Here is a 24,257-nt window from a genome sequence, read left to right as displayed (position 1 = left end):
TACCAGGATCCGGCGGTACGCCGTCCGCATACTGGACGGGTGGACAAGCAAGAGCTCGGCGCGTTCCTCCGCAGCCGTCGTGAGCGGCTGCGGCCGCAGGACGTCGGCCTGCCCGCCGGGCCGCGCCGTCGAACGCCGGGACTGCGCCGGGAAGAGGTCGCGGTGCTCGCGCACATCTCCACCGAGTACTACGTCCGCCTCGAGCAGGGCCGGGCGCCGCGCCCGTCGGGCGAGGTCCTGGCCGGGATCGCGGGCGCGCTGCGGCTGACCGACGCCGAGTCCGAGCACCTGCACGTGCTGGCGGGCACCGCGCCGGTCCGCAGTGCCCTGCACCGCCGGGAGGTCCGCCCCAGCATCCTCGCGCTGCTGCGGCGGCTGCCGCAGACGGCCGCCATCGTCATCTCCGCCACGTTCGAGGTGCTGGCGTGGAACGCCCTCGCGGCCGCGCTCATGGAGGACTTCGGCGACGTCGCTCCCGAGCACCGCAACCTCGCCCGCAAGGCGTTCCTGGGGCCGGCCGAGCCGCCGTACGGGATCTCCGACGCCGCCGAGTTCCGGCTCACCGTCGTCATGGAACTGCGCGCCACGCTGGCCCGCTACCCCGCCGACCCGGCGGTGCGCGGGCTGGTCGAAGAACTGCGGGCGGGCAGCGCCGACTTCGCCCGGCTGTGGGAGCGGCACGACGTGCAGGCGACGCCGGTGCTCACCAAGACCTTCCGGCACCCGGTGGTGGGAGAGGTGACCGTCGACTGCGACTCCCTCGACCTGCCCGGCGACGACCAGCACCTCGTGCTCTACACCGCGCCGCCCGGCTCCCGCGGGGCGGAGGCACTGGCGTTCCTGGAGGTGGTCGGGCCGGGCGTCACGCCCTGACGGTCAGGAGGCGTCCAGCAGGCGGGCCGCGGACTTCAGCACCGCGTCGCGCAGCGAGCCGATGTCCGGCACCGCCTTGCCGTTGGCCTGGAGGCCGACGTGCACCGAGTCGCGGTAGGTGGCCACCGCGATGCCGACCGCGTGGCGCGGGGCCAGCGGCACGAACGGGTAGATCGCCGCCAGCCGGGCGCCGTCGATCGACAGGCGGGCCGGTGGCACCGGGACCGTGGTGATGACCAGGTCGAACAGCATCGGCGCGGCCAGGCCCGCGGTGCGCGTGCCCAGCCGGTGCAGCAGCGGCGGGACGCGGTCGGCGAGCAGCGGCAGCGCGCCGGCGCCGCGGCTGGGGCCCGCCGCCTTGTTGCGGGTCATCGCGCGGCGCACCACCCGCAGCCGCTCGACCGGGTCGTCCTCGCCGACCGGCAGGTCGCACAGGTAGCCGGAGAGCTTGTTGCCGCCGAGCTGCCCGTCGGCCCGGCCGCGCACGCTCACCGGGATCAGCGCGCGCAGCGTGCGGCCGTCGGCGCGGTGGCCGCGGTTGACCAGCCACTCGCGCAGCGCACCGGACAGCACCGCCAGCACGACGTCGTTCGTGGTGCCGCCGTGGGCCTGGCGCACCCGGCGCAGCTCGGTCAGCGGCAGCCGCACGAACCCGAGGCGCCGCTCGGCGGACGTCGGCGCCGAAATCGGGGACAGCGGCGGCCGCGCGGCCCGCACGAGCGACGAGGCGATCCCGGCGGTTTCGTTCGCCTGGTCCCACACCGTGCCCAGCGCGTCCTTCACCGTGTCCAAAGTGGAGCGTGGTGCCGGACGGCGCTGCGCGGGGATCCGCTCCGGCAGCTTGACGCCGTCGAGCAGCCCGGCCGCGACCGCGTACGCCCCGGCGCCGTCGGTGAGCGCGTGGTGCAGCTTGAGCAGCAGCGCGAACTTGCCGTCCGGCAGTCCGGTCACGACGGTGAGGTCCCACAGCGGCCGGGCGGTGTCGAGCGGCTCCGCGATCCACCGCGACGCGTACGCCGCCAAGGGGTCCGGTTCGTACAGCGAACTGAGCACGACGTGGTGAATGTGGTCGGCAGCAACAAATCCCGGGTCCTCGGTCCAGCTGGCGGAACCCGGCGGGAACAGTTCCGCGCGCGCCCGCTGGCGCAGCTTCGGCAGCCGCGCCGCCCGTTCGGCGAGGATCGCCGTGAGCGCACCGGCGTCCACCGGCCCGCGGGCGGTGAACGTGAGCACCGCCCCCATGTGCATCGGGGAGGTTTCGCTTTCCAGGCAAAGGAAAGCGACGTCGAGTGCGCTGAGCGGCGAGGCTGCCATGAGCGACCTTCCCTGGTTCGCGGGTGTGCACGGCCACGTGCGTCAGGAGGAGGGATTCCACTGCACCAGCCCGACATGACGGCCGGGTGGTCGAAGTGTTTCCACGACGCTAACTACTCACCCCGTTCATCCATTCGAGATACCCCGGGCCGCGGTGCCCGGGGTCACAGATCAGCGGGAGTTCACTCACCCGGGGCGGGTTCGGGCTGCTCCGCCCGCACCACCGAGGTCCCCCAATCGGGGGTCAGTGCCACTTGCTTGCCGACGCGGCGCACCGGCAGGCCGTTCGCCTGCCGCTTGCCGAGCCCGGGCCAGATCTCCGCGGCGTCCTTCGCGGCGGCCCGGATCGCGCCGCCGTCGAGCGTCGTCCGGGTCTCCGGGATGGTCCGGTCCGTCCACTGCACAACGAGCTTGAGCGGGCCGGCCGGGGGCAGCGGCCACAGGAACACTTCGTGCTCGACGGCGAAGCGCGTGCCGCCGACGGGCTGCGCCCGCAGCACCGGTTCTTCCGGCTCGGACGCCGACGGCACCGAGACCGTCTCGGAGCTCGCCCGGCTGCCGTCGGCGTAGAGCACACCGAAGAGCAGCCCGTTGTAGTCCGGCTTGCGCCGGTGGTCGATCAGCCCCTCGGCGGGGTCGTCGACCAGGCTGTCCCGGGAGTAGACCGTGACGCGCAGCGTGAACGCCTGCGGCCACACCTCGACCGAGCGCAGCGCCACGATGGTCCGGTCGGACCGGCCCAGCGGCTGCGCCAGCGGCAGCACGGCCGGGACGATGTACTCGCGCGGGGCGTCGGTCCAGTGCCTGCCGTTGAACGCGTACAGCTCCTGCTCCGGGACGGGGAACAGGGGACGCTCACGAGGACCGCCGGTGAAGAAGCTCATCGGACGGCCCCCGACACGCAGTCCGGCACCATGCGCCCACGGTAGGACAACATCACGCGAATTGCCGCCCCCGATCGGGCGTACGGCTCTTGCTTCCCGTGATCCGGGACACAAGAGCCGTACGCTCCGTGACTCCTCAGTCGCTGAGCTTGAGTTCGCCGTTCTTCCGCGCGGCTTCGTCGAGCTCCTTCTCGGGCGGCTTGCCCATGGCGTCCATGAGCTGCCGGGCCAGGCCGAGACCGGTTCCGCCGAGCGACAGCGCCTTGGCGAACATGTCGGACATGCCGTCGGCGCCGTTGAGCACGACCATGTGGTCGACGTTGCCGAACGCGCTCGCGCCCGCCTCGACGATCTCCGGCCAGCGCTCGGCCAGCTGCTGCGCGACGACGGCTTCCTGGTTCTCCGCCAGCGCCGCGGCGCGCGCCTTGATGGCGTCGGCCTCGGCGAGGCCCTTCGCCCGGGCCGACTCCGCTTCGGCGAGACCCTTCGCCTTCGCGGCCTCCGCGTCGGCCAGGCCGCGGGCCTTGGCCGCGGCCGCTTCCGCTTCACCGGTCGCCCGGGTCGCCCCGGCCGCCGCCTCCGCGCGGGCCTTCGTGGCCTGCGCCTCGGCCTCGGCTGCCGTCTTCACGCGGGTCGCGTCCGCCGCGGCGCGCAGCTCGGTCTCCTTCGCCTCGGCCTGCGCCTTCGCGATCGAAGCGTCGCGGGCGGCGTCGGCCGTCGTCCGCGTGTCGTACGCCTTCGCGTCGGCCGGCTTGCGGACCTGCGACTGCAGCCGCTGCTCGGCCAGCGCCGCTTCCAGCTCGGCGGCGCGGGTCTCCTGGACGACGACCTCCTGGCGCGCGGTCGCCTCGGCCAGCGGACCCGACTGCGACGCCTTCGCCCGCGCCTGGTCGACCTCGGCCTGGTAACCGGCCTGCTGGATCTGGCTCTCGCGGACCGCGGCCGCCTTCTTCGCCGCGGAGACCTGCTCGACCTCGGCGGCCTCCTGGTCGCGCTGCGCCTCGGCGATGCGGGCCGACGCGGCGATCGCGGCGGCGTGCGGCTTGCCGAGGTTGTTGATGTAGCCCGACTCGTCGTCGATCTCCTGGATCTGCAGCGAGTCCACGATCAGCCCGAGCTTGATCATCTCCGTCGCCGACGACTGGCGCACCTCGCCGGTGAGCGCGTCGCGGTTGTGGATCATCTCCTCGATGGTCAGCCCGCCCACGATCGAGCGCAGGTGCCCGGAGAACAGCTCGTGGATCGTGTCGTTCATGCCCTTCTGCTGGTCCAGGAACCGGCGGGCGGCGTTGGCGATCGAGGCGAAGTCGTCCCCGACCTTGTAGATGACGACGGCCCGCACGGTGACCGGCAGGCCCTGCTTGGTCACGCAGGAGACCTGCAGGTTGACGCCGCGGGTGTCCAGGGACAGCCGGCGCGCGGTCTGGAAGCCGGGCAGGACGTTCACCCCGCGGCCGGTGATGATCTTGAAGCCCAGGCTGTCCGCGGTGTCCGCGCGGTCGACGCGGACGCCGAGCCCGGAGATGATCAGGGCTTCGTTCGGCTCGGCGACCTTGTAGAGCAGCCGCAGGATGCCGAAGATGACCACCAGCGCGACGATGAGACCACCGATGGAAAGCAGCACGATTTCCACGAGACTCATGGCACCGACCCCCTCGCTCTTCTGTTGTGGGTGTGTTGGTGCCTCTACGACGCCGTCAGCGGCTCAGCGGTTGCCACCGTTCGACATAAACCGTCCGCGGGGGTTCGAAGTCGACCACGAGCACCTGCGTGCCGGAGCTGAACGTCTCGTCCGGGTCGGCCGGGTAGGCGTAGAACGCCTCCGTGCCGCCCCGGACGTTGAGCAGCACTTCGCCGATGAGGCCGGGGCCGATCGTGCCGGTGACGCGGCCGCGGCTGCCGATCACTGACCGAAGCCCTTGAGCTTGACCTTGGAGCCCTTCTGCACGAACGTCCCCGGCTGCGGGTCCTGGTTGAAGACGAAGTCGAACCCGCCGCCCCCACCGGGGCCGCGGCCCCGGCCGCCGTCGCGGTCGGCCTTCAGCCCGGCCTGCTCGAGGATCTTCTGGGCGTCGTCGAACGAGCGGAACCGGACGTCCGGCACCTGGACGGCGTTGTTGACGAAGACGCCGATCCGCTTTTCCTTCGCCTGCGAGTTGGCCGGCGGGTCGGTCCGGGTGACGGCGCCGCCCGGCACCTCCTGCTTGAACTCCTCGCCCGCCTGGAACGGCTCGAAGCCGGCCTGCTGCAGCAGCTGGAAGGCCTCGTCCTTGCTCCGCCCGGTGACGTCCGGGACCGGCGGCAGCGGGATCGGGCCCTTGGACACGATGATCGTGACCTGGCCGCCGATGTTCAGCTGGCTGCCGGCCGCGGGCTCGGTGCGGATGACCGCGCCCTGCGGGACCTCGGCGTCGTAGTCGTCGGTGCCGCGGACCGGGGTCAGCTGCGCCGTCTTGATCGCGTTCTCGGCGTCGGGCAGCGCGGTGCCCGGCCGGATGTCCGGGACCGCCGGGCGGCCCTTGGACAGCACCACCGACACCGTCGAGTTCGGCGTGAGCGGCGTGCCCTCGGCGGGCTCGGCGCGCAGCACGGTGTTCGACGGGACCGAGTTGTCGTACTCCTGGCTGAACCGCGGGGTCAGCTTGACCGCGCGCAGCGCGTCGCCCGCCGCGGCCTGGTTCAGCCCGACCAGCTTCGGCACGGTCGCCGTCTTGTCGCCACCGGTGTCGGTGAGCATGAAGATGAACGCGGTGATCAGCCCGCCGAACAGCAGCACCGCACCGGCGATGATGGCGATGCGCTTGCGGTTGTCCGCCGGCTTCTCCGGTTCCGGCTCGCCGCGCCGCCGCGGCGGGGTCGGCCGGACCGGCGGGATCTGCTGGGTGATCCCCGGCGGCGGGGTGCCGGGGTGGCTCAGCGCCCGCGTCGCGTTCGGGCGGTGCACCGGCATCGTCTTCTCGCCGCCCGGCACCTGCGGGATGCGCGGCAGCGTGCGCTCGGTGTCGGCGACGTCGCCCTGGCCGCGCGAGACCGGGATCGGCACCGTGACCGGCAGCAGCCCCAGCTGGGCGCGCACCGCGGTCAGCTCGGTGAGGAACTCGCCGGCGTCGGCCGGGCGCTGTTCCGGGTCCCGCCGCGTCGCGCGCGTGATCAGGTCGTCCAGCTCCGGCGGCAGGTCCGGGCGCAGTCCGCTGGGGCGCGGCACGTCGTCGTTCACGTGCCGGTAGGCCACGGAGATCGCCGTGTCCCCGGTGTAGGGCACCTGGCCGGTCAGCATTTCGTAGAGCAGGATCCCGGCCGAGTAGACGTCGCCGCGCGAAGACGCCGCGCCGGTTTCGACCTGCTCGGGGGAGAGGTAGGCGACCGTGCCGAGGATGACGCTCGAGCTCGTCGTGCCCGCGCTCGCCACCGCCCGCACCAGGCCGAAGTCCGCGACCTTCACCACGCCGCCGGTGTGCGGGCCGGACCGGCCGATCAGCACGTTCTCCGGCTTGACGTCCCGGTGCACCAGCCCCGCCTGGTGCGCGGCGGCCAGCGCCGAGAGCACCGGCTCGGCCACGCTCAGCGCCAAGGCGACGTCCAGGGGGCCGCGCTCGTCGAGCAGGTCGCGCAGCGTCCCGCCGTCCACCAGTTCCATCACCAGGAACGCCAGCCCCGACTCCGCGCCCGGCGGCAGGTCGAAGCCCTGGTCGTGCACCGCCACGACGTGCGGGTGGTGCAGCTGCGCCGCGGACTGGGCCTCGCGCACGAACCGGTCGACGAACGACCGGTCGTCGGCGAACCGCGGGTCCATGATCTTGATCGCGACCGGACGGTCCAGCCGGGTGTCCGTCCCCCGGTAGACGGAAGACATTCCGCCGTGGGCGAGCAGCCGGTCCACCCGGTAGCGGTGCTCGAGGAGCGTGCCGACCAGGCTGGGATGGGTGCGTGTCACGGGTATGGATCGTACGGAACCGCACACGCCTCGTGGAGGAGACCTCGCGGGTCACCCGTGCGCACTAGCGGGTGCGGGGGCCGAATGTGGCACAGTGTCACCTGTGAGTGGGATTCCGGTCGCCGACGACGTCCTCGACACCGCCATCGCGGTCCTCCCGTTGCCCGAGGTCGCGAAGGCTCTGGGGACTTCGGCCAACAAGGTCCGGCAGATGCTGCGCGACGGGCAGCTGATCGCGCTGAAGCGCGGTGGCGAACTGTGCGTGCCCAGCGACTTCTTCGTCAAGGACGGCGTGGTCAAGGGCCTCGCGGGCACCATCACCGTGCTCGCCGACTCCGGGTTCAGCCGGACGGAGATGCTGCGGTGGCTGTTCACCGCGGACGACAGCCTGCCCGGCAGCACCCCCGTCAACGCGCTGCGCACCAGCCACGGCACCGAGGTCAAGCGGCGCGCCCAGGCGATGGCGTTCTGACCTGGGTAAATAGCTGATCGCCGCGGCCACTTGCACGGCCGCGGCGACGCTCAGGCACGCCGGCAGCGACCACGCGGCAAGGGGGCCGGCCAGTGCCGCCCCCGCCGCCAGCCCGGTGATCTTCACGCTCGCCGCCGTCGTGAACACCTGTGCCCGGACGTGCTCGGGCGCTTCGCGGTGGCGGATCGCGAACAACGCCGTGAGCTGCGGTCCTTCGGCCAACCCGGCCGTCGCCGCGGCCACGACGAGCAGGGTCACGCCGTTGGCCAGCGCGGCCACGGTGGCGCTCGCGGCCAGCACCAGCGTGCTCAGCCACACCGTCCGGTCCGGGGACCACGGCAGCGGTTTCCTCGCGAAAGCCGCGTTGGCCAGCAGCGACGTCACGGCCAGGACGGTCAGCAGCAGGGCGCCGTCCGCCGGGCCGCGCAGGTGCGCCGCGCCCAGGAGCGGGTAACAGACGGTGACCATGCCGATGCCGGCGCAGGACAGCGTCGACGCGATCGTCGCCCGCCGCAGCGGGACGTTGCGGACCAGGACCGTGAAGCCGTCCTTGAGGTGCGTCTTCGCCTTGCGCTGTTTCCCCGGCAGGGACCACGCGACCGGGACCGCGGCGGCGACCAGCGCGACGGCCGCGACGAGCCCGGCCGGCCCGCCGAGCAGCCCCGCGAGCCCGGGTCCGGCCAGCGCGGCGGCGGTGAAGGTGAGCGCGTCGAGCCGGCTGGCCCGGGGCAGCCCGGCGCCGGCGACGGCGGGCAGCTGAGCGGTCCAGCCGCCCGCGACGGCGGGGTTCAGCAGCCCGGTCACGGCCGCCACGGCGACCACCCCGGCCAGCGGCAGGTGCCCGAAAGTGGCGGCGACGAGCGCGAGCCCGCCGGCGTACCCGGCGAGCGCGACGGCCAGCAGCCGTCCCGGCGCCGCGCTGCGGTCGAGGAAGGCCCCGAACACGGGCCCGCCCACGGCGGCGGCCGCGGTCAGCCCGGCGAGCAGCGCCGACCCGGCGTGCGGGCCGGCGGTGAGGCCGAGCAGGAGCAGGGCGGGGCCGGACAGCTCGTCCCCGGTCCGCGCGAGCGTCGCTCCGGCCAAGTAACGCCTTATCATGAGCGAGACGTTACAGTGGGGCATGGCCTTTCCGCACCGGGATTCCGTGCAGCGCGCGGTGGACCTGCTGAACGTGTTGCTCTTCGACGCCGACGCGGCTTCTGTGTCGCGTGTGCTGCAGGCGCACGGCGAATCGGACGTCCGGCTCTCGCCTTCTGACGTGGCCGAGCTGCGGGCGGCGGCGGTGGAGCTGCGCGCGGTGTTCGCGGCGCCGGACGTGGCTTCGGCGGCTTCGGTGCTCAACGCGTTGTTCGCCGCGTACGCGCGTCCGCCGCGCTTGACCGACCACGAGGACGGGTACGGCTGGCACCTGCACGTCGACGCCGCGGACGACGGCCCGTGGGGCGCGTGGCTGGTGACGTCGTCGGCCTTGGGACTGGCCGCGCTGCTGGCCGAGCGCCAGGACGTACCGGGCGGGCTGTGCGCGTCCCCGTCGTGCGGCAGGCCGTTCGCCCACACCGGCGGCGGCAGCCCCCGGAGGTTTTGCTCGCCCCGGTGCGCGACGAGAGAGCGGGTCGCCGCGCACCGGGCGCGAAGGTGAAACTCAGCTGTTGGTCTTGTCCCGCCAGGCGACCCACTTCTCGAGCGCGCCCAGGTCGTAGTCCGGGCCGCCCACGCCGACCGTGAACGTCGTGACGCCCAGGTCCAGGAGCTTCGGGCCCAGCTCGTCCGGCTCGCCCTGCACGCCGCACGAGCGCTCGATCTCGCCCGGGTCGCGGCCGACGTCCGCGCAGTGCTGGTCGAGGATCTTGACCTTGCGCTCGACGACCTCCGGGTCGCCGAAGCCGTGCCAGATGTCGCCGTGCTTGGCGACCAGCTTGAGCGTCTTCTTCTCGCCGCCGCCGCCGATCAGCACCGGGATCTTGCGCGTCGGGGCCGGGTTCAGCTTGCCGAGGCGCGACTCGATGCGCGGGAGGGACTCCGCGAGGTCGTCGAGGCGGCCGCCCGCGGTGCCGAACTCGTAGCCGTACTCGTCGTAGTCCTTCTCGAACCAGCCGGAGCCGATGCCGAGGATGAGCCGGCCGCCGGAGATGTGGTCGACCGTGCGGGCCATGTCGGCCAGCAGTTCGGGGTTGCGGTAGCTGTTGCAGGTCACCAGCGCGCCGATCTCGACGCGGGACGTCGACTCCGCCCACGCGCCGAGCATCGTCCAGCACTCGAAGTGCATGCCGTCGGGGTCGCCGTACAGCGGGTAGAAGTGGTCCCAGTTGAAGACGATGTCGGCCCCGAGATCCTCGGCGGCCGACGCGGTGCGCCGGATGCTGTCGTAGTCGGCGTGCTGCGGCTGGAGCTGCAGGCCGATCCGGATGCGTCGTTCGGTCATGATCGCAGCCTACGACTGCCCCCGAACGTCTCGCGCGCCCAGACCGCGGCCAAGGGAGGTAGCGCGACCACCAGCCTGCGTGACTTCGGCACCACCGCTCGCCGCGTCAGGATGTCGTAGTCCAAGGCGACGATCTCGTCGAGGATGCCCTGGTACAGCGTCAGCGCGGTCCGCACGCACGGCCGGGATTCGGGGCGCAGCAACGAAACCCCGGCTTCGGCCCGCCGGTACACCGCCCGCGTCCGCGCGACGAAGTACGCCAGCGCCGCGCGGATCCGCGGGTCCGGTGCGCGCCGCTCCAGCATCGAGCGTGAGACGCCGAACGCGGCCAGCTCCGAAACCGGCAGGTACAGCCGGCCCCGGTCGAGGTCTTCGCCGACGTCGCGCAGGAAGTTCGTCAGCTGGAACGCCTCACCGAGCGCGATCGCCCCCGGCTCGGCGTCCGCAAGCGGCCCGATCGTGCCAAACACCGGCAGCATCTGCAGCCCGATCACCGCCGCCGAGCCGTACATGTACTCGCCCAGCTCTGCGAAGGTCGCGAACTCGACCGGCGAAAGGTCCATCCGCATCGACTTCAGGAACGCGGCGAACAAGTCGCGCGAAAGGTCGTAGCGGCGCACGGTGTCGGCCAGCGCCACCAGCACCGCGTCGTCCGGGGTCCCGCCGTCGAAGACGACGTCGACCATGGCGCCGACGCGGTCGAGCGAAGCCGCCGGGTCGCTGCCGGGCACCGGGTTGTCGACCAGTTCGTCGGCCATCCGCGCGAACCCGTACAGCGCGTGCGCCGCCGGGCGGGCCCGGGCCGGCAGCAGCCGGGTGGCCAGGAAGAACGTGCGCCCGTGGTGCGCGTTGATGCGCCGGCACTCGGTGTAGGCGGCCCGCAGCTCCGGCGCGCGGATGCCCGCGGCGTCGAGTTCGTTCACCGGCCGGTGATCCTTTCCGCCGCGAGTCGTCCCGAGATGAGCACCGGCGGGATGCCGACGCCGGGGGTGGTGCCGGAGCCGGCGAGCACGACGTTGCCCGCCGCGCGCACCAGGTTCGCCGGCCGGAACGGGCCGGTCTGCGCGAACGTGTGCGCCAGCGAGAACGGCGTTCCGGCGCCAAGCCCGCGCGCCGCCCAGTCCGCCGGGGTGATCGTCTCGTCCACGCTGAACTCGTCGCCGAAACCGGTCAGGCCGCGCGCTTCCAGCGTGCGGAACAGCTCTTCGCGGTACGGCCCGCGCACGCGGTCCCAGTCGATCGGGCCGCGCTGGGTGTTCGGCGCCGGCGCGAGCACCGACACGATCTCGCCACCGCGCCCGGCCAGCCCCGGGTCGGTCGCGGTCGGCCGGGTGACCAGCAGCGACGGGTCGCTCATCAGCTTGCCGTCGCGGATGATCTCCGCGAACGTCCGCTCCCAGGCGTCGCCGAAGAAGATCGTGTGGTGCCCGAGGTCCCATTTCGCGGTGGTCCGCCCGTGCAGGACGACGGCCGACGGCGAGTAGCGCAGCGGCAGCGGCCGCCGAGGCCGCGCGCCGATGAGCCGGTACGCCGACGACAGCTCGGTCGCCAGCACGACGGCGTCGCACGCGATCCGCTCGCCCGAGCGCGTCCGCACGGCGCGCACCCGCGAATTCACCCGTTCGAGCCAGGCCGCTTCGGTGCCGAACCGGACGTCCGCGCCCGCCCGGGCGGCGGCGCCGGTCATCGCCCGGCCGATCTCGCCCATCCCGCCTTCGGGGTAGTAGACGCCGCCGACGGTGTCCATGTAGGCGATGACGCCGTACGCGCCGATCGCCCGCGCCGGGTCGAGACCGGCGTACAGCGCCTGGAAGGAGAAGAGCCGCCGGACCCGCTCGTCGCGCAGGTAGCGGCCGATGCGCGGGCCGAGCCTGCCGAACCCGCCCAGCGCGGCGAGCTTCACCAGCTCGGGGCGGGCCAGGTCGGCGGGCGAATCGAAGTTCGTCCCGATGAACCGGTCCTTCTGCACCGCGTACAGCTCGCTCAGCCAGCGCCGCAGCGCCCGGTAGCCCGCCGCCTCGCGGGCGCCGGCGAAGGCGCGGATCTCGGCCTCCATAGCGTCGCCGTCGGTGCGCAGCGCGAGAGAGCTGCCGTCGGCGAAGCGCGCCCGGTACGCCGGGTCGAGCCGGGTCAGGCGCAGGTTCTTGGCCAGCGGTTCGCCGACCGCGGCGAACGCCTCTTCCAGCAGTTCCGGCATGGTCAGCACGCTCGCGCCGGTGTCGACCGCGTTGCCGTCGAAGCTCTGCTGGCCCGCCCGGCCGCCGGGGGTGTCCGCCTGCTCCAGCAGCGTGACGCGCCGGCCCGAGCCGAGCAGGTGCAGGGTCGCGGAAAGGCCGGCCAGCCCGGCGCCGATCACGACGACGTGGTCGGTCGCCCCGTCGATGCGCCGCACGTCAGTACGTCCGCTGGGTGGCCTTGACGACCAGCCCGGTCAGCGCCTCCGGCGCCGGCTCGGCCAGGTGCGCGCGCTCGAGCGCGGCCATCGCCGCCGTCGTCAGCTCGTCGATCCGGCGCTCGACGGCGTCGACCGCGCCGACCTGCTGCAACGCCATCCGGACGGTCTCGACGCCCTCGTCGGAGAGGTCGGCGTCGCCGATCGCGTCCGCGATCACGGTGGCCGCGGCTTGCTCGCCCTTTTCGGCGGCGAGCTGCAGGCCGAGCGCGACGAGCAGCGTGCGCTTGCCTTCGCGCAGGTCGTCGCCGGCGGGCTTGCCGGTGACCGACGGGTCGCCGAACACGCCGAGCAGGTCGTCACGCAGCTGGAACGCGACGCCGACCTCACCGCCGAACTCCAGCAGCGTGGCGATCAGCTCGGGGGAGGCCCCGCCGAGCGCGGCGCCCAGGTGCAGCGGCCGCTGCACGGTGTAGGCGGCGGTCTTGAGCCGGTCGATCTTGAGCGCGGCTTCGACGGAAGCGTCGCCGGTGGCCTGCGTGCGGACGTCGAGGTACTGGCCGGCGAGCACTTCGGTGCGCATCGCGCGCCACGCCGGGCGCGCGGCGGCGAGCGTCCCGGCGGGCAGCGGCGCGTCGGCGAACATGTCGTCCGCCCAGGCCAGCGCCAGGTCGCCGACGAGCACCGCGGTGGCCAGGCCGAACGTCGCGGGGGAGCCGAGCCAGCCCTGGTCGGCGTGCAGCTTCGCGCCCGCGATGTGCACGGTCGGGAAGCCGCGGCGGGAGTCGGAGGAGTCGATGAGGTCGTCGTGGATCAGCGCGCAGGCCTGGATCAGCTCGAGGCTGGCCACCGCCTGCAGCACGCCCTCGGCGTCCGGGCCGGCCGGGTCGCCACCCGCGCCGCGCCAGCCCCACCAGGCGAACGTCGGGCGCAGCCGCTTGCCGCCGTTCAGCACGAACCCGCGCAGCGCGTCGATGCCGGCGGCCACCGTCGGCTCGGTACCCAGGATCTCGGTGCCCGCCCGGTCGAGGAACCCGGCCAGCGCCCGCTCGACGTGGGCGGGCAGGTCGGTGTCGGCGGACGCGTTCATGCCGCCATCCTCGCCGAACCCGCGGGCGCGCGGGCCGCCGGGGCACCCGGATGTGGTGAATCAGACTCCGGCCGTGGCGGCCCAGAACGACCCCGTCAGGCCCGCCTCGGCGAAGTAGGCGGCCGCGCTGTCCGGCTCCCGGCGCCGGTAACCGCGCTCGAGCCGGCCTTCGTACCAGCCGCGCGCGAGCCGCCACAGCGTCACGAGGTCCAGCACGCACCCCTTGTCCCGGCCGGTTTCCGCGAGCCAGGCGTCCACACAGGACTCGCAGCAGAACAGCCGCTGGTTCGCGCACGTGTGCAGCACGTCGTCCCACATCCGCGCGACGGGCACGAGGAAGTGCGCCACCTGCGCGCCCTCCGGCGGCCCGGCCCGGTTCACCACCAGCGCGTGCGGCTGGCCGCAGCCGGGGCAGCGCGTCGCGATCAGCACCTCCGGCTCATCCTCGACCAGGTGCGGGATGGCGAAGGAGTCCCACGCGCAGCCGCCCCACCACAGCGTGTGCGAGCCCATCACGGAGAACCCGAGCGGCCGCGCGGCGAACGGGTGCGCCAGCACGACGTGCTCGCAGTCGTCGAGCACCAGGTGGTGGGCGTCGGCGAGGCGGTGCAGCGCCTGCTTCGCGACGGCCAGCGAGCCACCGGCCGCGTCGGCCAGCTCCGGGGCGGTCGGAGCCCGGCCTCGGTCGGCGAACGCGTGGTAGACCGCCAGGCGAACGTCCTCGTCCCAGCTCACGTCGTCTTCGCGCACTCAGCCAGTTTAGTCCGCCATAGCGCCTCGAATGTGAGTCGAACCGCAGTCTCGCGACGCGGACGGGGGCTCCCGCATGGCGGGCGTCGGCCCTTAACATGCAGGCATGACGTCGGTGATCGAGCGGTTGCGCGGAGACGGGCCGAAGTTCTCCATCGAGTTCTTCCCGCCCCGGGACGCGGCGGACGAGGCCGTCCTGTGGAAGGCGATCCGGGAGCTCGAGTCGTACGACCCGGCCTACATGTCGATCACCTACGGCGCCGGCGGCTCCAGCCGCGACGGCACGATCCGCAGCATCGCGCGCGTCGCGACCGAGACGACGCTGGTGCCGATGGCGCACCTGACGGCGGTCAACCACTCCGTCGCCGAGCTGCGCAACGTCATCGGCTGGTACGCCTCGGTCGGCGTCCGCAACATCCTCGCGCTGCGCGGCGACCCGCCGGGCGACGTCTACGGCGACTGGATCCCGCACCCGGAGGGCCTGACCTACGCCGAAGAGCTCGTCCAGCTCGTGCGCGAGCTGGGCGACTTCTGCGTCGGCGTGTCGGCGTACACCTACGGCCACCCGCGCTCCGCCGACCTGGAGACCGACACGAAGTACCTGGTCCGCAAGCTGCGGGCGGGCGCCGACTTCGCGATCGCCCAGCTGTTCCACGACGCCGAGGACTTCCTGCGGCTGCGCGACCGGGTCGCCGCGACCGGCTGCGACGTCCCGGTGCTGCCCGGCGTCATGCCGCTGACGACGATGCGGACCCTGCAGACGACGATCAAGCTGTCCGGCGCGCCGGCCCCGCGGAAGCTGCTCGACCGGCTCGAGCCGCTGGCCGACGACGCCAAGGCGTTCCGCGCCGCGGGCATCGACGTCACCACCGAGCTGTGCGAGAGGCTGATCGCCGAGGGCGTGCCGAACCTGCACTTCTACACGTTCAACCGGTCGAAGGCGACGCGCGAGGTCGTCGCCCGCCTGGGGCTCGTCCCGGCCCGTGCTTAAGTACGTACCACCGGGTCCGGGTGGCCCGGTAGCGTGCGGCACATGGCTTCCACTGCTTCAGACGTCAACGGCATCTGCGACCGCTACGTCGACGACTACGCGGCCGCGGACCCGGTCGCCGCGACCTCCCACGGCATCGCCGGCCACGACCACCGGCTGACCGACTACTCGGCGGAGGGTTTCGCCGAGCGCGCCGGGCTGGCCGCGCGGGCGCACGCCGCCGTCGCGGCCGCCGAACCCCGGGACGCCGCGGAACGGGCCGCGCAGGCCGTCTTCACCGAGCGCCTGGGCCTGGAGCTGGAGATCCACGAAGCCGGCCTCGATGTGGCGAGCCTGAACCCCATCTCCAGCCCCGTCCAGGAGCTGCGGATGGTGTTCGACCTGATGCCGCTGGAGTCGGAGCAGGACTGGTCGGTCGTCGCGGCCCGCATCGGCGAGGTCCCGAAGGCACTGGCCGGCGTCCGCGCAGGACTCCTCGCGGGCGCCGACGCGGGCCACGTCGCGGCGCTGCGGCAGGTCTCGAAGGTCGCGGGGCAGTGCGAGACGTGGGCGGGGCTGAAGGACGCGAAGGGCTTCTTCGCCGCGCTCGTCGACGGCGCGTCTTCGCAGGGTGAAGCGCTGAAGAGCGACCTCGCGCACGGCGCGCGGGCCGCCGACGAGGCGTTCGCCGAGTTCGCCGGGTTCCTGCGCGCCGAGCTGGCGCCGAAGGCCCCGGTCAAGGACGCTGTCGGCGAGGACGCCTACCGCCTGTGGTCGCGGTACTTCGTCGGCGCCGCGCTCGACCTGCGCGAGGCCTACGAGTGGGGCTGGGCCGAGTTTTCCCGCCTCGAAGCGGAAATGCGCGCGGTCGCGAACCGCGTCAAGGCCGGCGCGACCCCGAAGGAAGCCGCGGCGATCCTGGACGCCGACCCGCGCTACCGCGTCCACGGCCGCACGGAGTTCGAGGCGTGGATGCAGCGCCTGTCCGACGGCGCCCTGGAATCGTTGCGCGGCAAGCACTTCGAGATCTCCGACCGCGTGATGGCCCTGGAGTGCAAGATCGCCCCGCCCGGCGGCGGCGTCGGCGCGTACTACACGGGCCCGAGCGAGGACTTCGCCCGCCCGGGCCGCATGTGGTGGTCCCTGCCGGCCGGCCGCGACGAGTTCAGCACGTGGCGCGAAACGAGCACGGTCTACCACGAGGGCGCACCGGGCCACCACCTCCAGATCGCGACGGCGGTCGACCAGTCGGCGTCGCTGAACAAGTACCAGCGCCTGATGGCGTTCACGTCGGGCCACGCGGAGGGCTGGGCGCTGTATTCGGAGCGCCTGATGGAGGAACTGGGCTACCTGTCGGACGACGGCGACCTGCTGGGCATGCTCTCGGAACAGCTGTTCCGCGCCGCCCGGGTGGTCGTCGACCTCGGCATGCACCTGGAGCTGACCATCCCCGCGGGGACCGGGTTCCACGAGGGCGAGCGCTGGACGCCGGAGCTGGGCCTGGAGTTCATGCTGACCCGCACGATCACCGACGAAGCCCACCTCCGCGACGAGATCGACCGCTACCTGGGCTGGCCCGGCCAGGCCCCGGCGTACAAGATCGGCGAGCGCCTCTGGCTGACGGCCCGCGCGGAGGCCCAGGCCCGCGCGGGGGCGGCGTTCGACATCAAGCGGTTCCACACGGAGGCGCTGAAGATGGGCGGCATGGGGCTGGACACGCTGCGGGAGCAGCTGGCGAAGCTGGACTGAGGTGTGGGCCCGCCGGTTCGCCGGCGGGCCCCCGCCCTCCCTGGGGGGCGTCCCATGTCCAGTTTATCGGCCCCGTCCGACGAAACCGCCCGCAAAGCCGCTCCGAGGCCCGGCTGTCCACAACCGCGCCACCTTGTGGAAAACCCGTCGCGCCACCACTCACCCGGCCGCTAGGTTCCCCTCGTGCACCGGATCTTCCTCGTCACCCCACCGCCCCGCGCCTGAGCGGGGTGGTCCCTCGCCGCGTGGCCTGAGCGCCCGCGGCGGCTTCGTCTTGCGCACCGCCCCGCGTCGTCGATCTCCCTTTTCCTTCGACGCAGGAGCGTTCCTTTGGTGTACCTGCCCACGCGCGCCCGTTCTTCGGCCGCGCTCGTCCTCGCCGGTGTCCTCTGGGGCACCGGTGGCCTGGCCGGCTCGCTGCTCGGCGAACTCGCCGGCCTCCACCCGCTCGCCGTCGCCGCCTACCGGCTGCTCGTCGGCGGCGGGGCCGCCACCCTGTTCGTCCTCCTGACGGGCGGAACCTTCCCGCGCACGGCCGGAGCGGCCAAGCGCGTCCTCGCCGTCGGCGGGCTGTTCGCGTTGTTCCAGGCGAGCTACTTCGCCGCCGTCGCGCTCAGCTCCGTCAGCATCGCGACCATGACCACGATCGGCGCCGCGCCCGTCGTGGTCACCCTCGCCGGCACGCGGAAGCCCCGCGGCTGGACGCTGGTCTCGGTGGCGGGCACGCTCGCCGGCCTGGTGCTGCTGCGCTGGTCACCGGACGCCGTGGCCACCCTCGGCGGCCTCGGCTTCGCGCTGCTGGCCGCGGCGGGCTTCGCGGCGCTGACGCTGCTCACCGCCAAGCCGGTCGAGGGCCTGGAGCCGCTGCCCACGACGGCGTTCGGCTGCCTGACCGGCGGGCTGCTGCTGACCCCGGTCGCGAGCTGGACCGGCATGGTGCTGCCGCTGCACGCGGACGTCCTCCTGGTGGCCTGCTACCTCGGCGTCGTCCCGACCGCACTCGCCTACGCGGCGTACCTGCGCGGCCTGGCCGACGCGCACCCGCTGCTGGGCGCGCTGTCGGCGGTGCTCGAGCCGCTGACGGCGGCCGTGCTGTCCGCGGTGCTGCTCGGGGAACGGCTGGGCGTCACGGCCTGGTGCGGCGCGGCCGTGCTGGTCGCGGCGCTGGTGGTCGGCTACTGGCGGCCCGAACCGCGGTGAACCCGGGCGCTGCCCCTCAGCGAGGCTCGAGGGGCAGCGCCCGCCCGAGGATCGCGAACGGCCGCGGGTCGCCGGCGAAGTGGTAGTCGCGCAGGACGTCGACGAAGCCGGTCCGCCGGTAGAGCTTCCACGCCCGGCTGGTGCCCTCGGGCGTGGAGAGCAGCACGTTCGCGCTCGGCACGCCGTCGAGCAGGCCGCGCAGCAGGTCCTCGCCGATCTGGTGGCCCTGGTTCTCCGGCTTGACGTGGATCTCGGTCAGCTCGAAGTAGTCGGACAGCCAGCGGTCGGCCTCATCGGGCCCGAACCGGCGGCTCAGGCCGTGGCGCACCTGCTCGTGCCACCACTGCCCGGCCCGGCCGCGGTAGCCGTAGGCCAGCCCGAGCAGGACGTCGTCGGCGTCGAACGCGGCCATGCAGCGCCAGCCCTCGCGCAGCGCGTGGGTGAGCCACATCGGCGCCCGCTGCTCGGCGGTGCCGGCCGGGTACCGCATCGCCCGCACGTAGATGTCGAGCGCTTCGGGCAGGCGTGCGCGGAACTCGTCCGTCGAGAGCTGGACGTAGCGGGAGCAGCCGGCGGGCATCGCGGTCACAGCGAGCCATCTTCCTCCGCGCCGCCGAGCGCGCCGGGGGTGCCCCCGGTCAACGCCACCAGGTCCGCGAACGTCGTCGGGTAGACGGTCTTGGGGTGCCCGGCCGCGGCCCACACGACGTCGTGGGCGCGCAGCGCGGTGTCCACCAGCGTCGGCAGCGGCGCCGGGTGCCCGACCGGGGCCACGCCGCCGATCGGCTGCCCGGTGTGCGCCCGCACGAAATCGGCGTCGGCCTTGGCGATTTCGCCGCCGGCCAGCCGCGCGAGGGTCGCCGGATCCGCGCGGTGGGCGCCGGAGGTCAGGGCGAGGAGCGCGTTTTTGTCGGACCCCAGGCGGAAGATGAGGCTGTTGGCGATGGCACCGACGGGAACGCCGAGCGCTTCGGCCGCCTGGGCGGCGGTCCGCACCTCGGCGGCCAGGACACGGATGCCTTCGGCGGCGGCGTGCTGCCCGGCTTCGGCCAGCGCGGCCGCCACCTTGGCGACGGCGGGGTGGTCCAGCGAACTCATGAGCCTATGAGATCACGCCGCCGACCTGGTGTCCCGCGGGATTCCACCCCTGGGGTTGAGCGGATGCCCAGTCCGGGGTTACTCTGGAAATTGTTCGAACAGACGTTCGACATCTGGTGAGCGCGCACCGGTCAGGTGCCCGGCTCCGGGACGGGGGAAGCGTCTCGGCGCCGGGCCCCCGATCGAGCTCACGCCGCGCAGGAGGAGGGTCGCCATGTCCGTCAAGGTCGTGTCCCCCACGGATCCCGGGCAGCCCCAGCTGCCCATGTCGCTGCGCCCCCCGGTGACCCCGGCGGCGCCCGGCACCCACCACGGCCGCCCCCGCCGCCCGCGCCAGAGCCCGCCGGCTTCGGCGCTGAGGCAGCCCGAACTGCCGATGTCGCCACCGCCGGCCGTCGAAGAAGGCCCCGCCGATGCCCCGGTGGCCGGGCAGTCCCACTCGGGCTCGCCGGCCACGGAGTTGCCGGTGGCGGCCCCGCCGGCAACTACCGCGGCCTCTCCGCGGCCCGTGCCGCTGAGCCCGCCCGCCGCGGAGTCCGATCAGTCCCAGCTGCCCATGGCGCTCCGCCCGCCGGCCCCGCCCGCGGCGGCCGCGTTGCTGGCGCAGGCCAGGCGGGGGCTGGCCGAGGCCGAACGGGAGACCACCTCCGCCGAGCGGTTCATCGGGGCCTACCTCGCCGCCCTGCGCGGGGCCGCCGCCGTGCTCGAAGCGCGGGGGCGGCCGCATCGGGGGCGGGCTCGGCCGGCCAGTAGCTGGGTGCTGCTCGACTCCGTCGCGCCCGAGCTGCGCGAGTGGTCCGCCTTCTTCGCGGGCAACTCCGCCACGCGCGCCGCCGCGCAGGCCGGGATCACCGGGAAGGTCACCGGGGAGTCGGCCGCTCAGCTGGTTCGCGCCGCCGGGCTGTTCCTCGAGCTCGTGCGCCGGCTCGTGCACGGCCTGCCGATCAGCGGGGAAGCCCATGTCGCGTGAGCACGGCCCGGTCGACCACGGGCGGCTGCTCACGGCGTTGGGGATCGAAGGCCGGGTGCTGGCCGAGGCCGTGCACGCCGCTCCGCTCGAAGCGCCGGTGCCCGCCTGCCCGGGCTGGTCGCTCGGCGAGGTCGCGCGGCACGTCGGGAGCCTGTACCGGATGGTCCGCCGCCGGCTCGAAGACGGCCGCGTCCCCGAAGACTGGCAGCGCGACCCCGAACCGGGCCAGCCGCTTCACGAGTTCCTCGAAACGGGCCTCGCCGAGCTTCTCGACGAGCTCGCCGCCCACGAACCCGGGGAGCGTGCCGACACGTGGTGGCCGGCGGACGCGACCTACGGGTTCTGGCGGCGCCGGATGCTGCACGAGACGCTGGTCCACCGCGTCGACGTCGAGCAAGCGGCGGGTTCCGCCCCGCGCGGCGTGCCCGACGACCTCGCGATCGACGGCATCGACGAGGCGCTCACCCTGTGGTTCGGCCAGAAGCTGCCGATGCTCGGGCTGACCGGCACGAAAGCGGGTTCGGTCGGCGTGCGCGCCGGCGCCCACAGCTGGATCGCGCGCGCCGGACCCGAAACCACCGAAGCCTGGCGCTGTTCGGCCGAGGAGGCCGAGAACGCGGACGACGTCGTCACGGCGAAGCCCGCCCAGGTCTACCTGTGGCTCTGGGGCCGCGCGTCCCTGACCTCGGTGACCGTGCGGGGCGTGCACGACCAGGCGGCCCAGCTCTGGGCGCTGCTGCGGCTCGCGACCCGATGAACCGGCCGGTGGGGAAGCCGAACCGGAACTGTCGGGGGTGGCGGTTAGCCTGCGCCGCATGAACACGCGCCTGGTGAACCTGGTCGTCGACGCGGCGCGCCCGGAGGTCCTGGCGGGCTTCTGGGCCGCGCTGCTCGGCTGGACCGCCGTCGTCGAAGAGCTCGGCGAGATCGACGTGCGCGCCCCGGAAACCGACGGCTGGGACCTGGACCTCGTCTTCGTCCCGGTCCCGGACCCCAAGGAGGTGAAGAACCGGATCCACCTCGACCTGGCAAGCAAGACCCCCGAGCACCAGGCCGCGCTGGTCGCTCGCGCCCTCGAGCTGGGCGGTGAGCGGGTCGACGTCGGCCAGGGCGCGGTGCCGTGGGTCGTGCTGGCGGATCCGGAGGGCAACGAGTTCTGCGTCCTCGAGCCCCGGGAGCGCTACGCCGGGACGGGCGCGGTCGCGTCGATCGTGGTCGACGCCCGCGAACCGGAGCAGCTGGCGGCGTTCTGGGCCGGGCTCACCGGCTGGCCGGTCCAAGCCCGCGAAGGCGACGTCCTGGTGGGGCTGCGTGCGCCATCGGGGCGCGGGCCGTGGCTGGAGTTCCTCCGCAACGAAGACGTCAAGCGAGGCAAGAACCGCGTCCACCTGGACATCGCGCCCCCGGCGGGCGCGGACCACGCCGCGGCGGTGAAGGAGGTCGTCGCGGCCGGTGCGGCGCCGGCGGACCTGGGCGCCCCGGCGCTGCCGTGGCGCGTGCTGACCGATCCGGAGGGCAACGAGTTCTGCGTGCTCACCCCGCGTTGACCTAGCTTGGAGGTCATGGAGACCTTCGACTGGGAGGGGCGCCGGATCGCCTGGGAACGCGCCGGCTCCGGGCCCCCGGTGGTGTTCTGCCACGGCACGCCGTGGTCGTCGTGGCTGTGGCGGCCTTTCGCCGAAGCGCTGAGCAGCGATTTCACCGTGTACCTCTGGGACATGCCCGGCTACGGCCGGTCTTCGAAGGACGCGGAGCACCCCGTCGGCTTCGACGTCCAGGCCGAAGCGTTCCGGGCGCTGCTCGCGCACTGGGAGCTCGACCGGCCGCACGTCGTCGCCCACGACTACGGCGGCGTCGTCTCGCTGCGCGCCCACCTGGTGCACGGCGTGCCGTACGCGTCGCTGCTGCTGGTCGACGCCGTGGCCATCCCGCCGTCGGGCTCGCCGTTCTTCCAGCTCGTCAAAGAGCACACGGATGTGCTCGCCCGGGTGCCGCCGTACATCCACGAGGCGCTGGTCCGGGCCTACGTCGCCAACGCGAGCCACCGCGAGCTGCGCGAAGCCGACGTCGACGAGCTCGCCGCCCCGTGGCTCGGCGACGAGGGCCAGCCGGCGCTGTACCGCCAGATCGCGGCGTACGACGAGAGCTACCTGGCCGAGATCGAGGGGCTCCTGGACCGGGTCGACCTGCCCGTGCACGTCCTGTGGGGCACCGAAGACACCTGGATCCCGATCGGGATCGGCGAGCGGCTCGCCGCCGGCATTCCCGGCGCGAAGTTCACCCCGATCCCCGGCGCCGGGCACCTGGTCCAGCTGGATGCCCCGGTCGCGCTGGCGACGGAGCTGCGTTCCTGGCTGACGAGTGTTTCGGCGGGGTTGCCGGGCCGCGTCGAACGCTGATCTGCGCGAAACACCGGCGTCCTGACGCGGCAACAACCACCGGGGACCGTGGGGGCATGGAGACCTCCAGAGCGTTGCCCCAGCCGGGCCGGACGGCCGTCGTCGAGGAACCCGCCGGCGCGTCGGCGTGGCGGGTGCGGGTCCGGATGCACGACCACCCCGGCACCCTGGCCCGCCTCGCCATCAGGCTCGCCGACCTGGAGTGCAACATCCTCGGCCTGAGCGTGCTGCCGGTGCCCGGCGGGGTGCTGGACGAGATCGTGCTGCGCCCCGCGACCGGCCTGCCCCGGCGGCGCCTGATCGAAGCCATTCGCGAAGAAGGCTGCGAATGCACCGCGATCATCGACGCCGACGTCCACGAGCTGGTCGACCCGTCCGCGGCGACGCTGCAGGCGGCCCGCCGCGCGGTCGACGACCCGGCCCGCCTCGCCGAAGTGCTGAAGGAAGTCCTCGCCGCGGACGTTGTCACCCTCGTCCCCGCCACCGAGGCGAACCCGGCCCGCACCGAAAGCGGGCACCGGGCGGTGTTCGAGCTGGCCGACGACCGCGCGCTGGTGGCGCGCCGCCGCTGGGCGCCGTTCGTCCAGCTGGAGCTGACCCGCGCCGGAGCGCTGGTCGCGCTGCTCGCGGCGGCGGCCCGGAACGCGGCCGGCCCGGTCGTGCTCGACCGCCCCGACGGCGCCGCGATCGTCCTGCGCAAGGGCCTCCCCGGCGACGCCGACGCGGTCGCCGACCTGCACCGCCGCTGCTCGATGGCGACGCTCTTCCGGCGCTACCACTCGGGCGTGCGGACGGTCCCGCGCCGCTGGCTGCACCGGTTGCTGGTGCCGCCGCGCGGAACCAGCGTGCTGGCGGTCTTCGGCCGCGAGGTGATCGGCCTGGCGCAGCTCATCCCGAGCGCCTCCGGCACCGCCGAGATCTCCCTGCTGGTGGAGGACGACTGGCAGCGGCAGGGCATCGGCACGGCACTGTTGGCGCGGCTCGCCGTCCTCGCGGAAGCCCAGGGGATCACGGAGCTGACGGCGGACTCCCTGACCGGCGACGATGTCCTGCCCCGCACGGCGGCCCGAGCCGGCCTGCGGACGGAACGCGCCGTCGAGGACGGCGCAAAGCTCCGGCTGTTCCTGCCCGCCTAGCGCTTCCAGAACCAGTCTTTTTCCCGTGCTTCGCGCAGCGCGGACTTCTTGCGCTCGGCGGTGAGCCGGTCGAGGTAGAGGACGCCGTCGAGGTGATCGGTCTCGTGCTGGAGGCACTGGGCCAGCACGTCTTCGCCTTCGACCTCGATGGGCTCGTTGTGGACGTCGACACCCCGGACCTTCGCGTGCTTGGCGCGGCGGGTCGGGAACCACAGCTCCGGCACGGAGAGGCAGCCTTCGCTGATTTCGTGCGTCTCCTCCGAGAGTTCGACGATCTCGGGGTTGACGACGTACCCGGTCAGCCCGGCGACGTCGTAGCTGAACACCCGCAGCCCGACGCCGATCTGCGGCGCGGCGAGCCCGGCCCGCCCGGCTGGCTTGACCGAGTCGACCAGGTCCCGCACGAGCGCCTCGAGCTTCTCGTCGAACACGGTGACCGGGTCGCAGACGGACTTGAGGATCGGGTCGCCGAAATAGCGCAGTTCGCGCATCGCCATGAGCAGAACATCCTTCGTGCGGTGTCGGACTGGCAGCTTAGGGCAGCGCGTGCGGGGGTCGCCGGGCAATCGGCAACCCGGCGGGCGCGAGCGAACGCGGCAAGCGC

At 73.5% G+C, this 24,257-nt stretch carries 27 protein-coding genes; 14 read left to right on the top strand and 13 right to left on the bottom strand.

The genetic code is table 11. The annotated features are described in order from the left end of the window. The first annotated feature begins 39 nt into the window (after positions 1-39). On the top strand, positions 40-873 hold the full coding sequence (locus H4696_RS21815) for a helix-turn-helix transcriptional regulator (RefSeq protein ID WP_086864704.1): 834 nt from the start codon (positions 40-42) through the stop codon (positions 871-873). A gap of 3 nt (positions 874-876) precedes the next feature. On the opposite strand, the gene H4696_RS21810 is transcribed toward H4696_RS21815, so the two are convergent. From H4696_RS21810 to pknB, 5 genes are all read right to left on the bottom strand, one after another. Then, entirely contained in the window at positions 877-2,187 is a 1,311-nt protein-coding gene (locus H4696_RS21810) for a wax ester/triacylglycerol synthase family O-acyltransferase (RefSeq protein WP_086864703.1), read from the bottom strand. A gap of 182 nt (positions 2,188-2,369) precedes the next feature. Next, on the bottom strand, positions 2,370-3,071 hold the full coding sequence (locus H4696_RS21805; RefSeq protein WP_086864702.1) for a hypothetical protein: 702 nt from the start codon (positions 3,069-3,071) through the stop codon (positions 2,370-2,372). Positions 3,072-3,207: 136 nt separating this feature from the next. Continuing rightward, on the bottom strand, positions 3,208-4,713 hold the full coding sequence (locus tag H4696_RS21800; protein WP_086864701.1) for an SPFH domain-containing protein: 1,506 nt from the start codon (positions 4,711-4,713) through the stop codon (positions 3,208-3,210). 55 nt (positions 4,714-4,768) lie between these two features. Continuing rightward, entirely contained in the window at positions 4,769-4,978 is a 210-nt protein-coding gene (locus H4696_RS21795; RefSeq protein ID WP_020644793.1) for a hypothetical protein, read from the bottom strand. Then, entirely contained in the window at positions 4,975-7,005 is a 2,031-nt protein-coding gene (pknB, locus tag H4696_RS21790; RefSeq protein ID WP_086864700.1) for a Stk1 family PASTA domain-containing Ser/Thr kinase, read from the bottom strand. The genes H4696_RS21795 and pknB overlap by 4 nt, the downstream gene beginning before the upstream one ends. 103 nt (positions 7,006-7,108) lie before the next feature. Between pknB and H4696_RS21785 the strand changes: the two genes are divergently transcribed. The 5 genes from H4696_RS21785 (at position 7,109) to H4696_RS21765 (ending at position 9,116) form a co-directional block, all read left to right on the top strand. Beyond that, on the top strand, positions 7,109-7,477 hold the full coding sequence (locus tag H4696_RS21785; protein WP_158104421.1) for an Rv2175c family DNA-binding protein: 369 nt from the start codon (positions 7,109-7,111) through the stop codon (positions 7,475-7,477). A 115-nt stretch (positions 7,478-7,592) separates the two neighbouring features. Next, positions 7,593-7,931 (top strand): hypothetical protein, encoded by a 339-nt coding sequence (locus H4696_RS21780; protein ID WP_192782467.1) that lies wholly within the window; start codon positions 7,593-7,595, stop codon positions 7,929-7,931. Between the two features lie 6 nt (positions 7,932-7,937). Then, positions 7,938-8,237: a hypothetical protein gene (locus H4696_RS21775; protein ID WP_192782466.1), complete on the top strand. Its 300-nt coding sequence runs from the start codon at positions 7,938-7,940 to the stop codon at positions 8,235-8,237. Positions 8,238-8,324: 87 nt separating this feature from the next. Then, the gene (locus tag H4696_RS21770) at positions 8,325-8,564 is read left to right on the top strand and encodes a hypothetical protein (RefSeq protein WP_192782465.1); all 240 of its coding nucleotides are present in this window, start codon (positions 8,325-8,327) and stop codon (positions 8,562-8,564) included. Positions 8,565-8,597: 33 nt separating this feature from the next. Continuing rightward, entirely contained in the window at positions 8,598-9,116 is a 519-nt protein-coding gene (locus H4696_RS21765; RefSeq protein WP_086864698.1) for a CGNR zinc finger domain-containing protein, read from the top strand. A gap of 3 nt (positions 9,117-9,119) precedes the next feature. Here H4696_RS21765 and H4696_RS21760 read toward each other — a convergent pair whose 3' ends face one another. The 5 genes from H4696_RS21760 to merB are packed head-to-tail and all read right to left on the bottom strand — an operon-like array spanning position 9,120 to position 14,131. Beyond that, positions 9,120-9,899 (bottom strand): LLM class F420-dependent oxidoreductase, encoded by a 780-nt coding sequence (locus tag H4696_RS21760; protein ID WP_086864697.1) that lies wholly within the window; start codon positions 9,897-9,899, stop codon positions 9,120-9,122. After that, positions 9,896-10,822, bottom strand: a complete 927-nt coding sequence (locus H4696_RS21755) for a squalene/phytoene synthase family protein (RefSeq protein ID WP_192782464.1) — start codon at positions 10,820-10,822, stop codon at positions 9,896-9,898. Before H4696_RS21755 ends, H4696_RS21760 begins: the two co-directional genes overlap by 4 nt. Next, a complete protein-coding gene (crtI, locus tag H4696_RS21750) occupies positions 10,819-12,291 on the bottom strand; it encodes a phytoene desaturase family protein (protein WP_086857209.1) in 1,473 nt (490 codons plus the stop codon). The genes H4696_RS21755 and crtI overlap by 4 nt, the downstream gene beginning before the upstream one ends. A 1-nt stretch (position 12,292) precedes the next feature. Beyond that, positions 12,293-13,381: a polyprenyl synthetase family protein gene (locus H4696_RS21745; protein WP_086857210.1), complete on the bottom strand. Its 1,089-nt coding sequence runs from the start codon at positions 13,379-13,381 to the stop codon at positions 12,293-12,295. Between the two features lie 60 nt (positions 13,382-13,441). Continuing rightward, positions 13,442-14,131: an organomercurial lyase gene (gene merB, locus H4696_RS21740; protein ID WP_086857211.1), complete on the bottom strand. Its 690-nt coding sequence runs from the start codon at positions 14,129-14,131 to the stop codon at positions 13,442-13,444. Positions 14,132-14,237: 106 nt separating this feature from the next. Here merB and metF point away from each other — a divergent pair, with 106 nt between their 5' ends. From metF to H4696_RS21725, 3 genes are all read left to right on the top strand, one after another. Next, a complete protein-coding gene (gene metF, locus H4696_RS21735) occupies positions 14,238-15,122 on the top strand; it encodes a methylenetetrahydrofolate reductase [NAD(P)H] (protein ID WP_086857212.1) in 885 nt (294 codons plus the stop codon). 42 nt (positions 15,123-15,164) lie between these two features. Next, on the top strand, positions 15,165-16,850 hold the full coding sequence (locus H4696_RS21730) for a DUF885 domain-containing protein (RefSeq protein WP_192782463.1): 1,686 nt from the start codon (positions 15,165-15,167) through the stop codon (positions 16,848-16,850). Between the two features lie 330 nt (positions 16,851-17,180). Beyond that, positions 17,181-18,050, top strand: coding sequence for a DMT family transporter (locus H4696_RS21725; protein WP_086857214.1), 870 nt, complete (start codon positions 17,181-17,183; stop codon positions 18,048-18,050). A 16-nt stretch (positions 18,051-18,066) separates the two neighbouring features. On the opposite strand, the gene H4696_RS21720 is transcribed toward H4696_RS21725, so the two are convergent. Then, positions 18,067-18,639 carry a GNAT family N-acetyltransferase gene (locus H4696_RS21720; RefSeq protein ID WP_192782462.1) on the bottom strand — a complete coding sequence of 191 codons (573 nt, stop codon included), beginning with the start codon at positions 18,637-18,639 and terminating at the stop codon, positions 18,067-18,069. Continuing rightward, on the bottom strand, positions 18,636-19,148 hold the full coding sequence (locus H4696_RS21715; RefSeq protein ID WP_086865265.1) for a YbaK/EbsC family protein: 513 nt from the start codon (positions 19,146-19,148) through the stop codon (positions 18,636-18,638). The genes H4696_RS21720 and H4696_RS21715 overlap by 4 nt, the downstream gene beginning before the upstream one ends. Before the next feature lie 214 nt (positions 19,149-19,362). Between H4696_RS21715 and H4696_RS50265 the strand changes: the two genes are divergently transcribed. The 5 genes from H4696_RS50265 to H4696_RS21690 all read left to right on the top strand — a co-directional run bounded on the left by H4696_RS50265 (position 19,363) and on the right by H4696_RS21690 (position 23,653). Further along, positions 19,363-20,118 carry an SAV_6107 family HEPN domain-containing protein gene (locus H4696_RS50265; RefSeq protein ID WP_225955768.1) on the top strand — a complete coding sequence of 252 codons (756 nt, stop codon included), beginning with the start codon at positions 19,363-19,365 and terminating at the stop codon, positions 20,116-20,118. Continuing rightward, positions 20,108-20,875: a maleylpyruvate isomerase family mycothiol-dependent enzyme gene (locus tag H4696_RS21705; protein WP_086864428.1), complete on the top strand. Its 768-nt coding sequence runs from the start codon at positions 20,108-20,110 to the stop codon at positions 20,873-20,875. Before H4696_RS50265 ends, H4696_RS21705 begins: the two co-directional genes overlap by 11 nt. A 58-nt stretch (positions 20,876-20,933) precedes the next feature. Then, positions 20,934-21,665 carry a VOC family protein gene (locus H4696_RS21700; RefSeq protein ID WP_086864427.1) on the top strand — a complete coding sequence of 244 codons (732 nt, stop codon included), beginning with the start codon at positions 20,934-20,936 and terminating at the stop codon, positions 21,663-21,665. A 15-nt stretch (positions 21,666-21,680) separates the two neighbouring features. Beyond that, a complete protein-coding gene (locus H4696_RS21695; RefSeq protein ID WP_086864429.1) occupies positions 21,681-22,517 on the top strand; it encodes an alpha/beta fold hydrolase in 837 nt (278 codons plus the stop codon). Positions 22,518-22,591: 74 nt separating this feature from the next. After that, a complete protein-coding gene (locus H4696_RS21690; RefSeq protein ID WP_169735165.1) occupies positions 22,592-23,653 on the top strand; it encodes a GNAT family N-acetyltransferase in 1,062 nt (353 codons plus the stop codon). On the opposite strand, the gene def is transcribed toward H4696_RS21690, so the two are convergent. Continuing rightward, positions 23,650-24,150 carry a peptide deformylase gene (gene def / locus H4696_RS21685; RefSeq protein WP_086864425.1) on the bottom strand — a complete coding sequence of 167 codons (501 nt, stop codon included), beginning with the start codon at positions 24,148-24,150 and terminating at the stop codon, positions 23,650-23,652. The two genes, H4696_RS21690 and def, sit on opposite strands and share 4 nt — an antisense overlap. Positions 24,151-24,257: the final 107 nt, after the last annotated feature.

Source organism: Amycolatopsis lexingtonensis (genome assembly GCF_014873755.1).
Taxonomy (GTDB): domain Bacteria; phylum Actinomycetota; class Actinomycetes; order Mycobacteriales; family Pseudonocardiaceae; genus Amycolatopsis; species Amycolatopsis lexingtonensis.
The sequence above is the reverse complement of the archived record's forward strand: the minus strand, read 5'-3'. Positions and strand labels throughout refer to the sequence as shown.

Bases quoted from the DNA above. Each gene is read 5' to 3' on its own strand.
- H4696_RS21810 (WP_086864703.1), bottom strand. From the start codon at position 2,187: ATGGCAGCCTCGCCGCTCAGCGCACTCGACGTCGCTTTCCTTTGCCTG.
- H4696_RS21805 (WP_086864702.1), bottom strand. From the start codon at position 3,071: ATGAGCTTCTTCACCGGCGGTCCTCGTGAGCGTCCCCTGTTCCCCGTC.
- H4696_RS21800 (WP_086864701.1), bottom strand. From the start codon at position 4,713: ATGAGTCTCGTGGAAATCGTGCTGCTTTCCATCGGTGGTCTCATCGTC.
- H4696_RS21765 (WP_086864698.1), top strand. From the start codon at position 8,598: ATGGCCTTTCCGCACCGGGATTCCGTGCAGCGCGCGGTGGACCTGCTG.
- H4696_RS21760 (WP_086864697.1), bottom strand. From the start codon at position 9,899: ATGACCGAACGACGCATCCGGATCGGCCTGCAGCTCCAGCCGCAGCAC.
- H4696_RS21745 (WP_086857210.1), bottom strand. From the start codon at position 13,381: ATGAACGCGTCCGCCGACACCGACCTGCCCGCCCACGTCGAGCGGGCG.
- metF (WP_086857212.1), top strand. From the start codon at position 14,238: ATGACGTCGGTGATCGAGCGGTTGCGCGGAGACGGGCCGAAGTTCTCC.
- H4696_RS21730 (WP_192782463.1), top strand. From the start codon at position 15,165: ATGGCTTCCACTGCTTCAGACGTCAACGGCATCTGCGACCGCTACGTC.
- H4696_RS21715 (WP_086865265.1), bottom strand. From the start codon at position 19,148: ATGAGTTCGCTGGACCACCCCGCCGTCGCCAAGGTGGCGGCCGCGCTG.
- H4696_RS50265 (WP_225955768.1), top strand. From the start codon at position 19,363: ATGTCCGTCAAGGTCGTGTCCCCCACGGATCCCGGGCAGCCCCAGCTG.
- H4696_RS21705 (WP_086864428.1), top strand. From the start codon at position 20,108: ATGTCGCGTGAGCACGGCCCGGTCGACCACGGGCGGCTGCTCACGGCG.
- H4696_RS21700 (WP_086864427.1), top strand. From the start codon at position 20,934: ATGAACACGCGCCTGGTGAACCTGGTCGTCGACGCGGCGCGCCCGGAG.
- H4696_RS21695 (WP_086864429.1), top strand. From the start codon at position 21,681: ATGGAGACCTTCGACTGGGAGGGGCGCCGGATCGCCTGGGAACGCGCC.
- def (WP_086864425.1), bottom strand. From the start codon at position 24,150: ATGGCGATGCGCGAACTGCGCTATTTCGGCGACCCGATCCTCAAGTCC.